This is a genomic window from Cryobacterium sp. TMT2-42-4 (assembly GCF_004402645.1).
Lineage (GTDB): Bacteria > Actinomycetota > Actinomycetes > Actinomycetales > Microbacteriaceae > Cryobacterium > Cryobacterium sandaracinum.
The window spans coordinates 1-15,562 of the sequence record NZ_SOFT01000006.1 but is presented as its reverse complement, the minus strand read 5'-3'; the positions used below and the strand labels follow the sequence as shown (position 1 = coordinate 15,562).

17 protein-coding genes are annotated in these 15,562 nt (G+C 69.6%); 10 read left to right on the top strand and 7 right to left on the bottom strand.

The window, feature by feature from the left end:
• Positions 1-65: 65 nt before the first annotated feature.
• Positions 66-392 carry a CHY zinc finger protein gene (locus tag E3O18_RS00950; RefSeq protein WP_134394902.1) on the top strand — a complete coding sequence of 109 codons (327 nt, stop codon included), beginning with the start codon at positions 66-68 and terminating at the stop codon, positions 390-392.
• Positions 393-810: 418 nt separating this feature from the next.
• Here the strand turns inward: E3O18_RS00950 and E3O18_RS16260 are convergent, their stop codons facing one another.
• Both E3O18_RS16260 and E3O18_RS00935 read right to left on the bottom strand, forming a co-directional pair.
• Positions 811-1,662, bottom strand: coding sequence for a M23 family metallopeptidase (locus E3O18_RS16260; protein WP_198410548.1), 852 nt, complete (start codon positions 1,660-1,662; stop codon positions 811-813).
• A 417-nt stretch (positions 1,663-2,079) separates the two neighbouring features.
• Positions 2,080-2,460, bottom strand: a complete 381-nt coding sequence (locus E3O18_RS00935) for a metalloregulator ArsR/SmtB family transcription factor (RefSeq protein WP_241976467.1) — start codon at positions 2,458-2,460, stop codon at positions 2,080-2,082.
• A 180-nt stretch (positions 2,461-2,640) separates the two neighbouring features.
• On the opposite strand from E3O18_RS00935, the gene arsB reads away from it, so the two are divergent.
• Genes arsB through E3O18_RS00920 form a run of 3 tightly spaced genes read left to right on the top strand, consistent with a single transcriptional unit; the run spans position 2,641 to position 5,023 of the window.
• Complete coding sequence (arsB, locus tag E3O18_RS00930; protein WP_134417256.1) at positions 2,641-3,870, top strand: ACR3 family arsenite efflux transporter; 1,230 nt, start codon at positions 2,641-2,643, stop codon at positions 3,868-3,870.
• Between the two features lie 55 nt (positions 3,871-3,925).
• Entirely contained in the window at positions 3,926-4,336 is a 411-nt protein-coding gene (locus E3O18_RS00925; RefSeq protein WP_134394900.1) for an arsenate reductase ArsC, read from the top strand.
• 12 nt (positions 4,337-4,348) lie between these two features.
• Positions 4,349-5,023, top strand: a complete 675-nt coding sequence (locus E3O18_RS00920; protein WP_134394899.1) for an arsenate reductase ArsC — start codon at positions 4,349-4,351, stop codon at positions 5,021-5,023.
• A 73-nt stretch (positions 5,024-5,096) separates the two neighbouring features.
• On the opposite strand, the gene E3O18_RS00915 is transcribed toward E3O18_RS00920, so the two are convergent.
• Together E3O18_RS00915 and E3O18_RS00910 are read right to left on the bottom strand one after the other, a co-directional pair.
• Complete coding sequence (locus E3O18_RS00915) at positions 5,097-7,223, bottom strand: hypothetical protein (RefSeq protein WP_134394898.1); 2,127 nt, start codon at positions 7,221-7,223, stop codon at positions 5,097-5,099.
• A gap of 108 nt (positions 7,224-7,331) precedes the next feature.
• Positions 7,332-7,742: an Hsp20/alpha crystallin family protein gene (locus E3O18_RS00910; RefSeq protein ID WP_134394897.1), complete on the bottom strand. Its 411-nt coding sequence runs from the start codon at positions 7,740-7,742 to the stop codon at positions 7,332-7,334.
• Positions 7,743-7,889: 147 nt separating this feature from the next.
• On the opposite strand from E3O18_RS00910, the gene E3O18_RS00905 reads away from it, so the two are divergent.
• Positions 7,890-8,249, top strand: coding sequence for a TIGR02611 family protein (locus tag E3O18_RS00905; RefSeq protein WP_134394896.1), 360 nt, complete (start codon positions 7,890-7,892; stop codon positions 8,247-8,249).
• Here the strand turns inward: E3O18_RS00905 and E3O18_RS00900 are convergent.
• Positions 8,246-8,938 carry a ScbR family autoregulator-binding transcription factor gene (locus E3O18_RS00900; RefSeq protein WP_134417254.1) on the bottom strand — a complete coding sequence of 231 codons (693 nt, stop codon included), beginning with the start codon at positions 8,936-8,938 and terminating at the stop codon, positions 8,246-8,248. The two genes, E3O18_RS00905 and E3O18_RS00900, sit on opposite strands and share 4 nt — an antisense overlap.
• A gap of 210 nt (positions 8,939-9,148) precedes the next feature.
• Here E3O18_RS00900 and E3O18_RS00895 point away from each other — a divergent pair, with 210 nt between their 5' ends.
• On the top strand, positions 9,149-9,376 hold the full coding sequence (locus E3O18_RS00895) for a PLDc N-terminal domain-containing protein (protein WP_134394894.1): 228 nt from the start codon (positions 9,149-9,151) through the stop codon (positions 9,374-9,376).
• 28 nt (positions 9,377-9,404) lie between these two features.
• Here E3O18_RS00895 and E3O18_RS00890 read toward each other — a convergent pair whose 3' ends face one another.
• Positions 9,405-9,875: a universal stress protein gene (locus E3O18_RS00890; protein WP_134394893.1), complete on the bottom strand. Its 471-nt coding sequence runs from the start codon at positions 9,873-9,875 to the stop codon at positions 9,405-9,407.
• 103 nt (positions 9,876-9,978) lie between these two features.
• On the opposite strand from E3O18_RS00890, the gene E3O18_RS00885 reads away from it, so the two are divergent.
• The 4 genes from E3O18_RS00885 to E3O18_RS00870 all read left to right on the top strand — a co-directional run bounded on the left by E3O18_RS00885 (position 9,979) and on the right by E3O18_RS00870 (position 14,412).
• Positions 9,979-10,869, top strand: a complete 891-nt coding sequence (locus tag E3O18_RS00885; protein WP_134394892.1) for a hypothetical protein — start codon at positions 9,979-9,981, stop codon at positions 10,867-10,869.
• Positions 10,870-11,218: 349 nt separating this feature from the next.
• Positions 11,219-12,061, top strand: coding sequence for a hypothetical protein (locus E3O18_RS00880; protein WP_134417252.1), 843 nt, complete (start codon positions 11,219-11,221; stop codon positions 12,059-12,061).
• Between the two features lie 165 nt (positions 12,062-12,226).
• Positions 12,227-13,744, top strand: a complete 1,518-nt coding sequence (locus tag E3O18_RS00875; protein WP_166784522.1) for an ATP-binding protein — start codon at positions 12,227-12,229, stop codon at positions 13,742-13,744.
• Positions 13,738-14,412: a response regulator transcription factor gene (locus tag E3O18_RS00870; RefSeq protein WP_134394889.1), complete on the top strand. Its 675-nt coding sequence runs from the start codon at positions 13,738-13,740 to the stop codon at positions 14,410-14,412. Before E3O18_RS00875 ends, E3O18_RS00870 begins: the two co-directional genes overlap by 7 nt.
• A gap of 112 nt (positions 14,413-14,524) precedes the next feature.
• On the opposite strand, the gene E3O18_RS15985 is transcribed toward E3O18_RS00870, so the two are convergent.
• A partial coding sequence (locus E3O18_RS15985) for a PxKF domain-containing protein (protein WP_194086015.1) occupies positions 14,525-15,562 on the bottom strand: 1,038 nt, incomplete at its 5' end.

Genomic DNA, 15,562 nt, shown 5'->3' with positions numbered 1-15,562 from the left:
CCTCACCCCCGACACCGCCCCACCCCCACGTGCGGTCGCGATCGCCTCTCGCACGAAGGACCACCATGCAGATCCACGGACAGACCGTCGACGCTCAGACCCGCTGCGTGCACTACCGTTCCGACCTCGACATCGTGGCGATCAGGTTTTTCTGCTGCGGGCGCTTCTACCCGTGCTACCAGTGCCACGCCGCCGGTGAAACCCATGCCGCCCGGCTCTGGCCGGCCGCTCTCTGGGCCGAGCAGGCCATCCTCTGCGGAGTCTGCCGCGGCACACTCTCGATCGCCGACTACCGGGCAACCACCGCGTGCCCTGCATGCGGCGCCGCCTTCAATGACGGATGCCGCGCTCACGCCCATCTTTACTTCGACCTCCCGGCAACGCCGGCCTGAGCCGCTGCCGCACGAGCCCACAACCCACGGCAGCCCCCACCACCACCGCAACCGCCGCCGCCGCCGCCGCCCACTTCGGCATCCAGGATCCCGGGTGGGAACCAATTCGACGGAGATTTTGCTGCCCGAAGGCCGGTTTCGACGATTTCGGGGGTGAATCGGCAAAATCTCCGTCGAATTCGTTCAGGGTTGATGCCGCGGGCCACGCAGCACAATGTCGCGAGGGGCGCGACGCCGAGCGCGGCATCCGCAAAACTGAACCGGAGAGGCGGCCTGAGCCGGGCACTTGCCGGCCTGAGCCGGGCCTTCCACCGGCGCCCACCCGCGCACAGGCTCCCGCCGGCACGCAGCGACCCCCGCGCAGACCGCGCAGACCGCGCAGACCGCGCACCCTGAGGAACTTGCGCGACCCTCGCGACTACATCGGGCCGGCGCGCTGCGACAGCCAGGCGTACGGATCCGTCGGGGTGATCCCGTCGATCAGGATCTCGAAATGCAGGTGCGGGCCGGTGCTCTGGCCGGTGCTGCCCACGTTGCCCAGGTGCGTGCCCACGCCCACGGACTCTCCCGCGGAGACCTGCAGCGAGCCGGCCTGGAAGTGCGCATAGACACTGCTTACGAGCTGTCCGTCGATGGTGTGGTCAACGATCGCGTAGACGCCGAAGCCGCCGTTGTCCGTGGCGGAGACCTCACGCACGACGCCGTCCGCAACCGCCAGAGCAGGTGCACCCTCGCCGGGAAGCATATCGAGCCCCTTGTGGAACGTCGAGCAGCCCCCGCAGGGGGCATCGCGCGGACCATAGGGACCGGAGAGGCGAACCGAGCCCGGGAAGGGCCACTGCACGGCCGCATTAGCGGCGGCCGGAGCGGCCGCATCGGCGGCGGTCGGAACCGCAGCAGGGGCGGCAGGCACGGGCTCGGGCTTCGGCGCGTCGGTGACCGTGAAACCGTCGCGCTGCACGGTGGCGGTGGCCGCCGCACTCGGCATCAGGCTCTGAAGCGTCGCTTCGGCGGCGGAGGCATCAGAGGCGGCGGCAGCACGCGCGGTGGGATCGGGCGCGGCGGCATTCGCTGAGGCGTCCGCTGAGGCAACCGCGGAGGCCCGCACCGATGCTTCCACGGCGGCCGGCGGCCGCCAGCTGTAGACGTCGAGTTCCGAGGCCTGCGCGGGAATGCCGAGGATCACCGTGAGCAGTCCGGCGAAAAGCATCGCGAAGCCGCCGGCGGCGGCCTGACGCGGGATCAGGGTGAATCTGGTGGTTCTGGGCAACCTGGTGAGCCTAGGCGTCTGCATAGGCACCTTCCGCCGAAACGCGGCAGTCAGGGAACAGAGGAAAATTGGGCATGGTGAAAGCTCTCGTCGGCGCGGTTACGCGGTTCGGGTGAGGGGGAGCCGGAACCTCACTCAGACGGAGAATGCGCTCACGGCGCAGATCAAATCCCACGGGGAACGACGCTCCCTCAGAGGAAGTGTCCAGGTGCGCCGCACGACGTGGGGCTTCGCGCACAAGGTGTGAGGATATCTCGATATCCTGAAAAAGCAATGGGATTGCGCAGATCGGTGACGGATGTTCCGGCCGGCTGCCCAGGATCGACGCCACGCGCGATCGCCCAAAAGCTCAGCCTTACAGCCTAGCCCGCACGTGCAGCACCGCAAACTCAGCACAGCAAACTCGGAGCCGCGAATTCAGAGCCCGAGCACCCGATCCGCCAGCGTCCCAAGCGCTCCCGGCACGAGCCGGTAGTACGCCCAGGTGCCACGCTTGTCGCGGGTCAGGATACCGGCGTCCACCAGCACTTTGAGGTGGTGTGACACGGTGGGCTGACTGAGCCCGAGGGGTTCGGTCAGGTCGCAGACGCAGGCCTCCATATCGTCGTGCGCGGCCACCAGCGAGACCAGACGCAACCGGGCCGGGTCGGCCACGGCCTTCAGCAGCCGGGCGAGCCGCTCCGCCTCATCGGCGCCGATCGCCTCGCGCGCGGCAGGCGCGCAGCAGGCAGCAGCGGCCGCGGCGGCGGCATCCGTCGCGCCATCTGCGACATCCGAAACACCCGCGGCATTCGTCACGAAATCCCCGGCGACCGCAGCGGTCGACGCCTCAGGCACGGCACGGGTCTCGGTGAACGACATCTGAACAGTATCTCCCATAAATTGACATCCATCGATGCATTGGGGAAGACTCCCTATCGACATCCCTGATTTTATGACCCACCCGCCGATTTTCGTCTTACCTGCTCACGGAGCCACATGCCCTTCCCCGAATCGACCACCGCCCGGCCCACCGCCCCGCCCACCGTGCAGCCGGCTGGCGCGCACAACACCATCGCCCCGGCGCGGCTCGGGGCCGTCGATCGTCTCCTGCCGGTCTGGATCCTCGCGGCAATGGCCCTGGGCCTGCTACTGGCGGTCGTCGCACCCGGCGTCGGCGACCTGCTCGCTGCATTCACGATCGGCTCGGTCAGCGTGCCCATCGCGATCGGGCTGCTCGTGATGATGTACCCGGTGCTGGCCAAGGTTCGCTACACGGATGCCCGCGCAGTCGCCCGCGACCGCCGCCTCCTGGTCTCTTCGCTGGTGCTGAACTGGCTGCTGGGGCCCGCCCTGATGTTCGCCCTTGCCTGGATCTTCCTGCCGGACCTGCCCGAGTACCGCACCGGCCTGATCATCGTGGGCCTTGCCCGCTGCATCGCCATGGTGCTGATCTGGAACGATCTGGCCTGCGGCGACCGCGAGGCCGCCGCCTTCCTGGTGGCCCTCAACTCCGTCTTCCAGGTCATCGCGTTCGCCGCGCTGGGCTGGTTCTACCTCCAGGTGCTCCCCGCCTGGCTCGGCCTGTCCACCACGAGCGCGGAGTTCTCGATCTGGGCGATCACCGTCAGCGTGCTCGTCTTCCTCGGCATTCCCCTGCTGGCCGGCTACCTGTCCCGCCGGGTCGGCGAGGCCACCCGCGGCCGCGACTGGTACGAGAGCCGCTTCCTGCCGAAAATCAGCCCGTTCGCCCTCTACGGGCTGCTGTTCACGATCGTGCTGCTCTTCGCCCTGCAGGGCCGCCAGGTGATCGACCGCCCGTTCGACGTGGCCCTGATCGCCCTGCCGCTGCTGGTCTACTTCGCAGTGATGTTCGCCGCCGGATTCGCCACCGGCAAGCTCACCGGGCTCTCCTACGAGCGCACCACGACCCTGGCGTTCACCGCAGCCGGCAACAACTTCGAGCTGGCGATCGCGGTGGCCATCGGCACCTTCGGCGCCACCAGCGGCCAGGCCCTGGCAGGCATCGTGGGCCCCCTGATCGAGGTGCCGGCGCTCGTCGCTCTTGTCTATGTGGCGCTGTGGCTGCGACCGCGGCTTTTCCCGGGCGCCGGGGCACCGGCATCCGTCGCAGCCGACACCGCCGTAACCGACACCGACAACACCGCCGACGCCGACGCCGACGCCGCCGCCGCCGCCGACGCCGACCCGCTTCCCGACCCGGTCTGATCTCTGCATACCGCCCCGCCGTCCACCCCCGAAAATCAAGAAGGAACCACCGATCATGACCGCAAAGCCCACCGTTCTCTTCGTCTGTGTGCACAACGCGGGCCGCTCTCAGATGGCCGCCGGCTACATGACCGCCCTGTCCGAGGGCCGTGTCGAGGTGCTCTCTGCCGGCTCCGCGCCGAAGGACCAGATCAACCCGATCGCGATCGAGGCCATGGCGGAGGAGGGCATCGACATCGCGAACAACGTGCCCAAGATCCTCACCACCGAGGCCGTCCAGGAGTCGGACGTCGTCATCACCATGGGCTGCGGCGACACCTGCCCGATCTTCCCCGGCAAGCGCTACGAGGACTGGGAACTCGCCGACCCGGCCGGCCAGGGCATCGAGTCCGTGCGTCCGATCCGCGACGAGATCAAGGCCCGCATCCAGGCCCTGCTCGCCGAGATCCTCCCCGCCCAGGTCTAGGTCCGACCCGCCATGAGCGATCTGAGCGTGCGCCGGTCACTGCCCGGACTGGCCTTCCCCGAGGAGTCGTTGCGACGGCTGGCCGCGCACCTCACCGACCGGTTCTCGGGCGTGTTCGGCGCCGAGACGATCGAACGGTACGTGCTCGAGTCGTACACGTCGCTCCTGCGCACCTCGACGGTCACGGCGTTCCTCGTGACCAACACGGGGCGCTACGCCACCGACCGCCTGACCGCTCTGGCCCAGGCAAAGGGCGCGATCGCCAAGGACGTCCCCGAGGTCCTGTTCGTCTGCGAGCAGAACGCGGGGCGGTCCCAGATGGCGGCGGTGCTGACCCAGGCCCTGTCTGGCGGTCGGGTGCACGTGCGTTCGGCCGGTTCGGCTCCGGCCAGGGGACTGAACCCCACGGTGATGGCGGTGATGACCGAACTCGGCCTCAACCTGGACGAGGAGTTCCCGAAACCGCTGACGGATGACGTCGTGCAGGCCGCCGACGTCGTCGTCACCATGGGCTGCGGCGACGCCTGCCCGGTCTATCCGGGCAAGCTCTACCAGGACTGGGAACTGGCCGACCCGGCCGGTCAGCCGACCCCGGAGGTGCGTCGCATCCGGGACCAGATCCGGCACCAGGTCGAGGCCATGCTCACGACCCTCGGAGTCGACCCGCAGCCGCTGCCGCTCCCCTAGCCACTGCCCCTGCCACCCCACCGCCACCGCCATCGCACGTGGGCGCGCGCGGGCAGGCCCGAGGGCGCCGGCCCTACTTGCGCACCAGCTTCGCCACCGTGAACCCGCCGGCGACGACCGTCACGGCCCCCGTCTTCGGAGCCTTCTTGTCAACGGATGCGACGGGCGTGCCGGTCGCATCGAACGCCTGCTGCGCCAGCCGGTAGCCGCGCGGCACGACCACCGTGCGCACGCTCGACTCGGTCGCCGCGCTGACGTACACCGTGGACTCCCCCGCCGAACCGGTCACCGTGATCGTCGAGATCAGCGGTTGGATCAGCAGCGCGTCTACGGATGCCGCCCCATCGGCCATGCCGACGACCGCGGTGTCCGCCCCGGGCAGGGCCTGCTGGAGCGTGAGCGGGAACAGGCGTCCCGGGGCATCCGTGATGCCCTGCGCGCCCGCGCCGCCGTTGCTCGTGCTGCCCAGCGTCGACGTCGCGGACGACCAGGCCGTCGACCCGGAGTCGGCCTCGCCCTGGTTCACGATCGGGAACACGTTGCGAGCCTGGTCGGTGGCGGGAACCGGGATGCTCAGCGAGTCGCCCGTACCCAGCGCCACGTAGGCGCCGCCGGAGAGGTTGGCCTCGCCGGTCCAGGACGACGGCGGCGTGACCACGGACCCGCCGCCCGTGATGGTGCCGGACTCGGCCTCGACGACGCTCAGCCCCACGGTGGAGACGGTCGCGTCGATGCCGAGGGCCTTGACCTTCAGCGACGGATTCGCGTCCAGGGTCAGCATGGTCATCAGGGCGTGGATGGTGGATTCCGCGCCGGAGTTGGGGTTGATCCGGCCGTCGGTTTCGATGCCGTCGATGGCCGTACCGGTTGCCGGGTTATAGGCCGGGGCGCCGTTCGGGTTGGCGCCGAAGAACCAGGCGGCGGTCACGGCGGCGAGGTCGAGCAGCCCCGGGGCGTTCGCGGCCGCGGCGGTGGCGACGAGCCCCTGCACGCGGGAGTCGACGCCGTAGGCGATCTGCGCCTCACCCGGGGTGGGGCTCCAGGCGTTGTCCGGTCCGCCGGCGGCCAGCAGCTGCGGGGTGAACTGGGCGGCGTCCTTGACGGCGGCGCCGAGCAGGTCGGAGCGTCCGAGCACCGTGGACGCGGTGGCGACGGCGGCCGGGGCCAGTCCGCCCCAAGCGTGCCAGAGGGTCTGCGACTTGTTCCACGGCATGATCGCGCCGAAAGGCCACTCGGTGGCGGAGCCGGAGGACATCGCGGCGACACCCTCGGTGAGCCGGGTCAGCGCGGTGCGGGCGGTGTCGTCGTCCGGGACGGCCGTGACGTAGGCGGCGAGGCCGAGCGCGGCCTCGGCGGAGGCATCCGCCCCGCCCGCGATGAGCCAGGCCGGCACATTCACGCCGTCGGCCACGTCGAAGGTGCCGTATTTTGCGAGCGACTGACGCTCGAGGGAGTCGAGCGAGAGGTGCAGGCGGTCCTGCAGGAACGCGGCGAAGTCGGGGTCGGCAGCCTGGAACGCGGCGTAGCCCTCGCCGAGGGCCCACATGGTGCGGGCCACCCAATAGGACTCGGCCGAGTCGCTCGGGTCGGGCAGTTCCACCGGGGTGGCGCTGGGGGTCAGGGTGCCGTCGGCCTGCTGCCAGAGCACCACGTTCCCCGCGTTCGGGCCGGTCGCGGTCTGCAGGTAGGTGAGGGAGCGCAGCGTCTGCACGGCGTGCTCGCGGCTGGTCTCATCACCGGTCTGCTGCCAGTGGCGCAGGTAGACGACCGCGGTGCGGGCGATGTCGTCGGCGTTGTAGGCGCCCTGGCTCCAGTGCCCGGTCGCGGGGTCGAGCGACCCGCCGCCGACCCGGCCGTAACTGCCGTCCGCCTTCTTGTCGGCGTAGGTCCACGGCGCCTGCGCGGTGGGCTGCTGGTCGATTTCGTAGGTGGTGTGCCCGTCGACCGCGGTCAGCGGCACGGTGTCGAGCAGGAATGTGAGGTGGGACAGGTTGGTCAGCGGCGCGGACGCCGCGGGGGCGGGCCGGGTGGCGACGGCTCCGGCCGGTGCACCGGATGCGGCGGATGCGCCGGATGGCGGTGCCGCGGCGGCCGCGGCGGTGCCGGCTCCGAGTAGGAGCAGCGAGACCGCGGCGGTGAGGGCCACGGCTTTCAGAGATCGCGGGCGGGGGGACTGTGAGCGAACAGCGTTGTACGTCATTTCTTCTCTCCTGGTTCAGACTGAACCGGTTTGGTACAGCCAACTAAACCGGTTAAGGCGACGTGAGTCAAGAGAATTGGCACATTGCGTCCCCCATTCGGGGCCGGCTCAGCTTCGCGCGATCGGCACCTTCTTCGGTTCCTCGGCACCCTCGGGCACCGGCACGCGCACCTCGAGCACGCCGTCCCGGTAGGACGCCGTCACATCCTCTTCCTTGATTCCGCGGGGCAGCGCGATGTCGCGCGTGAACGAGCCGTACCGGAACTCGGTCCGGTAGCCGTCCTTGTCCTTGTGCTCGGTCTTTTCCTGCCGCTCGGCCTGGATGTGCAGCACGCCGTCGCTGACCGACACATCGACATCCTTTTCCGGGTCGATTCCGGGCAATTCCGCCCTCACAACCAAGTTGCCGCCGTCGCGGAATTCCTCCACCCGCAGGGCCGGAGCGTCCCAGTCGCCCTCGAAAAAGCGCCGCACCGGCTCCGGCATTTCGAAACGCTCGCGTTTTGCAAGTGCAGCCATGATTCGTCTCCTCCGTGATACCGAATGTTGATCCAGATGCCGCACACAGTACCCCCGGGGCCGGAGTCACGCTCCGGTCAGAGGCGGCGACAGCGGCGACGGATGCCCGCGCAGCAGGTTCCCAGCGACCCCGCTTAACCTGAACGAATGACCGTCATCCTCCAGCGCGAAATCGACGAAGGACGCAGCTCCGCCCACCCGATCCGGCGCTTCCTGCGCCGGAGCCGCGCCTGGGTGGATCAGCACCCTCGGCTGCGTTGGCTCTACCGCACTGTGGTCGGCGTACTCGGCTCCACGGTGGCCGTCATCGGGCTCATCCTGGTGCCCCTGCCGGGGCCCGGCTGGCTCGTCGTCTTCCTCGGCATCGCGATCCTGGGCACGGAATTCCCCACCGCGCACCGCATCTCGGTGGCCCTCAAGCGCATCCTGACTACGGTCTGGGCGTGGTGGCGCTCCCGGCGGGCGCGCGCGTCCGCCGGAGGGTCGACCGCTTCGGCTGGGTCCTAGGCCCGATCCGCTACCCCGCCCGCGGCGCCCGGGCCCGCGGCGCAGTTCGCCCGCACCTGGGCCGGCAGTGCGGTCAGCTTCGCCCGCCGCTCGTCCGTAAGCCCGGCCGGCAGCAGGCCCGGCAGGAGCAGCTCCCACATCTCCTCCACGCGCTGGAAGAGGTCCGCCCGCCCGGTGAGCACCTGGGAGACGGTCTGCACGCCCGTGAAGGCGGGGCTGATGAAGTGCGCGGCGGCCTCTACGTTCAGATCGGCCGAAACGTCGCCTTCATTGATCGCGCGTCGCAGCACCTTCCCGCAGACATCGATCCAGTCATGGAACGGACCGACCACCGGCACCGAGAAATTGGAGGCCTCCATGGTGAGACGGATGCCGGCACTCACCACCGGCTCGTCCCGCACCTGCGCCGCCAGCTCAAAGGTCATCAGGATGAGGGCTTGCAACCCGGGCATCGTGCCGTCCAGCAGCCTCTGACCCAAGCCGATCGAGGCCTCGTGCTGCGCCTCGATCACGGCGAGCGCGAGCGCCTCCTTGGACGCGAAATGAAAATAGAGTGCGCCCTTGCTCACCCCGGCGGCGACTTCCAGTCCGGCCAGGGTCGTACTGCCGTACCCGTGCTCCCGGAAGGCGACCGCCGCACCTCGGATGATCGCGGCCCGCGTTCCGATCGCCCGTTGTTGCTGCGCCATTCCACTCCTCGGTTATTCCGGCTTCCAGCGTAGCGACTGCCCGAACCGGGTCGCACACGGCCCCACGCATCCGTTGTATCGTCTCTGCCTCAATCGGCCCCACTCCGCCTCAATTGGCCCCACAGAAGATACCGTTTGGTATGGTTTAGGGACGAGACGCTGTGACAGGGGAAAAATAGCGTCTCAGGGGGTTCAACAGGGGAGGTCGCAATGATCGACAGTGCAAGCATGGTGCAGATGGCAGCACTCGGACTCGGCGGTCTCGCCGTTCTGGGCAGCGCGGCGCTGATCGCCGCCGCCCTGATACAGATCAGCCGGGCCATCCACCTTCGGCAGGCAGCGCGGGCGAGCTGGGTGCTGGCCGTCGTCTGCGCGCCGGTCTTCGGGGCGGTCGCCTGGTTCGCGGTCGGCAACCGGATCGACGCCGACCAGAGCTGACTGGAGCCGACCGCCGCCAGCGGTCGGCTCAGGTGTTCGGGCGCACGACCAGGACCGGGCACTTGGCGTGCCGCACGCACTGCTCGCTCACGGAACCCAGCAGCATGCCGCTAAGGCCGCCGCGACCTCGGGAGCCGACCACGAGCATCCGTGCGCCTCGGGACACGTCGATCAGGGACTTCAACGGACTGGCGTAGATGGCCCGGTAGGTGACCTTCACGTCGGGATGCTTGGCCACCTCGGCCATCACGGCCTCGCCGAGCTCAACGCGCACCGCGTCGGCATACTCCTCGATCGACGAGACATAGCCGAATTCCCAGTTGGCCGGGCGCGGCGCCGTGTCGATGGACCACGCGCGCACCAGCACGACCGGGGCGTGCAGCTGCTCGGCGAGGTCGAGCGCCACGGTCACGGCGTGATCGGCGTGACCCGATCCGTCGTGTCCGACGACGATGCTGTCGCTGGAAACGGGAGTCTGTTCTGGCTGTGTGTCAGGCATGACCCCAAACTACTCCGGGGGCCCGGGTCGCGACGCGCGCGCTGCTGCGTGTCGGCCGTCGACTCCCAGCCCCTTCCCGCAGTGCCCCGGTAAGGTCTCCCCTATGACGTACCCGGGCACGCCGCGTCGACGACTGACCGCACTGGCGATGGTCGTCACTCTGGCCGTGCTGGGCGGTGGCCTGGCGCTGGCCGCGTCGGTGCACACCGCCGACGAAGCCGCCGCGCCTACCGGATTCGCCCCCGGTGCGATCATCAGCGACTACAACTTCTACAACGCCGACTCTCTGAACGAGGGCGAGATCCAGTCGTTCCTGAGGGAGCGCTCCTGCATCCCCCGCGACGGCTCTCCGTGCCTGGCCGACTACGAGGAGAACACGATCTCCCAGCCGGCCCACGGCGAGGGGCACTGCACCACATACCCCGGGGGCCGCAACGAGTCGGCCGCCCGCATCATCGCGAAGGTATCCGCGGCCTGCTCCATCAGCCCGAAGGTGCTGCTCGTGCTGCTGCAGAAGGAGCAGTCCCTGCTCACCCGGCCGAGCGCATCCGGTTATCTGCGCGCCACCGGCTACGGCTGCCCCGACACGGCCGACTGCGACACGGCGTACTTCGGCTTATTCAACCAGGTTTACCGTGCCGCCTGGCAGTTCCGGCAATACACCCAGGAGCCCGAGCGCGCCTACAAGATCGGAACCGTGCGCGTGGGTTTCAATCCGGATGCGAGTTGCGGGGCGTCCTCCATCACCATCGAGAACCAGGCCACCGCGAACCTCTACAACTACACGCCGTACCAGCCCAATTCCGCCGCGCTGGCACGCCCGGGCACCGACGGCGACGGATGCTCGACGCACGGCAACCTGAACTTCTGGCGGTTCTACAACCAGTGGTTCGGTGCGTCGGAGGCCGTGGGCTATCCCACGGCGTTCAACTCGTGCCTGAACCTCGTCGGCGGCCAGCCCTGCCGCAAGCACGGGCTGTTGCCGACGCCCTGAGCGGTCCCGACGGTTCGCGTTTCCGTGCTGGCTTCTCCGCCGGTTTCTCCGCGCAGAGCGTAATCGCCCCGAGGCCCCGGGGCTCCGCCGAGTCCGGTCGCCCGGCCGGGCGAACACCCGTGACCTGGCACTCTCAACTCCTGGTCAGGCGGCATTCCTGGCCTGAATGTGCGCGCACCGGACGGCGACGGGGCCCGGTGACACACCCGACCGGAACGGCTGGGCAGCCAACCCGATTCCCAGCCCGCACGGACCGGCCCCCCACTCCCGGTACCTAAACTCCTCCGATGACTACGAACGATCGATCGGGTTTTTCGCCGACCGGCCGCCGCAATCGAAAGGATCCACTTTGAACAAGCACACGATCTCCCCGACAGCCGACACCTCCCGCACCAAGCGCGTCGCCCTCGGCGCCGCCTCCGTGCTGACCGCCGGGGCCCTTCTCGGCGTCGGCGCGCAGGGCGCCACCGCCGCCCCTCTCAGCGCCGAGCCCACAACGAGTTTCAGCGCGAGTGCCGGCACGAGCGGGGATTCCGGCGCCACGGCGCACGGCGAATTCCTGGCGTCGCTTTCGGCCGAACTTCGCGCAGACCTTTCCCACGGGCAGAGCGGCAATGTGAAGGCCCAGAAGGTGGCCACCACCCTCTCCGAGCACGCCGAGCTGTTCGACACCCTGCCGGCGAACCTGCAGGCTGACCTGACCGCGCTCACGGACGCTACCGGGGCGACCGACCGGGCCGCCGCCGCCGCCACCGTGCGCACCACCGCGCTGGCCGGCGGCTACGGCGAGGAGGTCACGAAGATCGCCGAGGCCGTGCGGGACAACCCGGAGCACCCGTTGGCCGCCGCCGTGGAGGCCGCCCTGGGCAGTGACCTCGGCACCGCGCCGGGCACCGCGGACACCGACCCGACCGCGGACGCCGGATCCTCGGTGACGGAACTGGCCCTCAAGCTGGCGGACAACCCCGCGCTCCTCGACGAGCTGCCGGCCGACCTGCAGGCCGACCTGGCCGAGCTGAAGAACGCGCCCGCCGCCGAGCAGGAGGCCGCCGCGCAGAAGCTCGAAGGATCCGCCCTCAGCGGCGACTACGGCAGCGTGGTCCAGAAGATCGCCGAGCGGGTCCAGGCGCACGTGGCTGCCGAGGCTGACGCCGGTGCCGACGCCGACGCGGACATTCACCCCGGAAACTAGCACCGCCGCAGCAGAACGGATGCCCGGACGCGCAGTGCGCGTTCGGGCATCCGTCTGCCTTATCCCCCACTCGGGGACTGGCCGCCCGGAGGCGGCGCGGCTATGCTCGCCTCACCCGAGCGGCTGACCCGACAGCTCCGGCAACGCGTTCCCAAGGCAATTCTCATGGGCACCACAGGACCCCGAAGTTTTCGCTTCCCCGCGGTTTTCGCTGCCCCGCCGCTGTCCCCGGCCGGGCATCCGCAGGCCGACTCCCGCGGCGCAGAGCCTGACCGGCGGATGCACGCGCTCGGGGCGTGGGCGGGTCGCTCACGACTCACCATCGCCGCCTGGCTCGTCGGGCTGGCCGTCACCAGCGCCCTGCTGTGGAGCCCCGCCGTGGTCTTCGGGTTCCGCAATCCCTCGGCTCACCTCGTCCTCGACTCGGTCGACGCCTGCGTGGCGTTGCTGGTGGCGTCCCTCGTGTTCGGTCGGTTCCTGCGGCACGGGCGGCTGCAGGATCTGCTGCTCTTCCAGGGTCTCGTGCTGCTGGCCGCGGCGGGCCTGGGCCTGACCTACCTGACCGAGGTGCTCGGCGGAATCCGCGCGGGAACGCTCGACATCTGGCTTCCGCTGGCCATCCGAGTCGTGGGCGCCCTGCTGATCCTGGCCGCCGCCCTGGCGCACACGCGACCGGCGAAACGGATGCTCCGGCGCCGACTGCTGGCGCTGGCCCCCCTCCCCCTGGTGGCCGCGGTCTACCTCGCCCTCTGGACCGGCCGGGACCGGCTCCCCGTGGCGTTCGACCCGGGTTCCGCCCCGGTGTCCGCGGAGAACGCGCTCCTGACGGGCCATCCCGTGCTGCTCCTCGCCCAGGGCGCGGCGGCCGTGAGTTTCTTCATCGCCTCGGTGGCCTTTGCGTCACAGTCGGCCAAACGGGACGACGAACTGCTCCGCTGGCTCGGCCCGGCCTGTGCGCTCGGGGCGTTCGCCCGCCTGAACTACGTGCTCTTCCCATCCCTGTACACGGACTGGCTCTACACCGGGGATCTTCTCCGCACCGGCTGCTACCTGCTGCTGCTGGTCGGCGCGGCGCGGGAAATCCGCACCTACTGGCGGGCGCAGGTCACCGCGGCGGTGCTCGATGATCGGCGGCGGCTCGCCCGCGAGCTGCACGACGGAGTGATCCAGGAGCTCGCCTATATCCGCGCGGAAAGCCACGCCATTCCCGTGGATGTCGCATCCGGTATCCGTATCGTCAACGCCTGTGATCGCGCACTCGACGAGGCGCGGGCGGCCGTGCAGGCGCTCGGACGCACGAGCGATGAGCCGCTGAGTTTCACCGTTCACCGGGCGGCCACGGAGCTGGCCGCGAGGTACGGAATCGACCTGCGGGTCGACCTCGATGAGGCCATCACCGTCGATTCGGAGCAGCAGCACGCGCTGATGCGCATCACCCGGGAGGCGGTGTCCAACGCGGTGCACCACGGCAAAGCCATGGGGGTGCACATCCGGCTCAGCGAGGCCGGGGGCCGTCGGCGCCTCGCGATTGCGGACGACGGGGTGGGGTTCGATGTGCCGGCCGGCACCGACACCACCGGTTACGGCCTGGTCAGCATGCAGGCTCGGGCGCGGGCGCTTCCGGGCACGTTCAAGGTGGAGGCACGACCCGCGGGCGGAAGCGTGGTGACGGTCCAGTGGTAGACGGCACCGGCATCCGCGTCGTCATCGCCGACGACCATGCCCCGATACGATCGCTGATCCGCCAGGCCCTCGAGGCCGGTGGTTGCGAGATCTGCGGCGAGGGGGCAAGCGCAGCGGATGCGATCCGGCTCGCCCTCGATCACCGCCCCGACGTGGTGCTGCTCGATATCAACATGCCGGGGAACGGGATCCACGCAGCCCGGGAGATCGGCCGAAGCCTGCCGGAGACGCCCATCGTGATGCTCACGATGTCGAAGGACGACGACGACCTCTTCGATTCCCTGCGCGCGGGCGCCTCGGGCTACTTGCTCAAGGACACCGATCCCGGCGCCCTGCCGGGTGCCCTGCGGGCCGTGCTGGCGGGCGAGGCGGCCATGGCGCCGGAGCTCGTGCTGCGGGTGCTCGGCGAGTTCCGGGCGCCCGCGCGGCGCCGCTTCCTGCGCCGCTCCGTGGCCGCGGGCAAGCTCAGCGCGCGGGAGTGGGAGGTGATGGAGTTGCTCGCGGAGGGAAACTCCACCAAGGCGGTAGCCGCCCGGTTGTTCGTGTCGCCGACGACGGTGCGGGTGCACGTCTCGGCTGTGCTCCGCAAGCTCGCCCTCACGGACCGCGAGAGCGCCTTCGAGCTGCTCCGTGACGAACGCGGCGAGCGGGGCTCACCTCGGTCGTAGTGCCTGGCGGTCCGCGGTGGCCGGCACAATTCCCGTGTCTGGGGGCGCAGGACGGAAGGCCCCGAGTTCCGCTCGGGGCCTTCCGTGTTCCGCTTGCGCTTGCGCTCGGTGCTTACTTCAGCATGAAGTTGGCACTGATCGTGGAACCGTCCTGGGCGGTCATGGTGACCACGGCGCAGGTACCCGGCTTCTTGGGGGTCTGCCAGTTCTGGATGAACTGCCCCGACGTCGAGTCATACCGCAGGCTCGTGCCGCCCGTGGTGGTGAGTTCGATCGCATCCGTCACCGCGGACGAACCGGGGCAGGTCACGGCCGTGGCGGTGAAGCTCTTGACGGCCGAGACGCTGGTGAGTTCGGCACCGGAGAAGATCTCGAACTTCAGTGGGACGGAGCTGCCGCCCTTCACCGTGTTCCAGACGTTGGCTCCCATATCGACTGGGGCGTAGAAGCCCTTCAGGGTCCAGGCCAGCACCGTGTACGCGCTCCTCGACGTGCTCGTATTGCCGGCCGTGTCGGTGGCGGTCGCCAGGTACGAGTGATCCCCGACTGTGGTGCCGCCGCCGGTCACGACGCAGGAGGCAATTCCGGACAGGGCGTCGGTCGCGTAACAGTTGGGCGCGGCCGGGTTGCTTCCGTACTGGTAACTGCCGGTGGGGCCGCCCAGGAGAGCAACGGTGGGTGCGGTCGTGTCGATGTCGATCCCCGACACGCTCGCGGTCGCGGTGTTGCCGGCCCGGTCGGTCGCGGCGCCCGTCACTGACTGGCCCGCCCCCTCGACCAGGGTCACGTCGCCCGCACAGGTGGCGATGCCGGATCCCGCATCACGGCAGGTGAAGTCGACGACGACGTCCGCCGCGTACCAGCCGGCGGCGTTGGGAGCGGCCGGGTCGAGGGTGGACGAGATGGTCGGGTCGACGGAGTCGATGTTGATCCCGGTCGTCGTCACGGTCGTCGTGTTGCCGGCCTTGTCGGTCACGGTACCCGTCACCGACCGGTTTGCGCCGTCGTGCAGGGTTGTGTCGCCTGGGCACGTGGCGATTCCGGACCCTCCCACGTCCTCACACGTGAAGTGGACGATGACGCCCGCGTCCGTTGTGTACCAGCCGTCGTTGCCCTCGGGGGCGACCGGGTTGAGCGTGTACGAAATGGT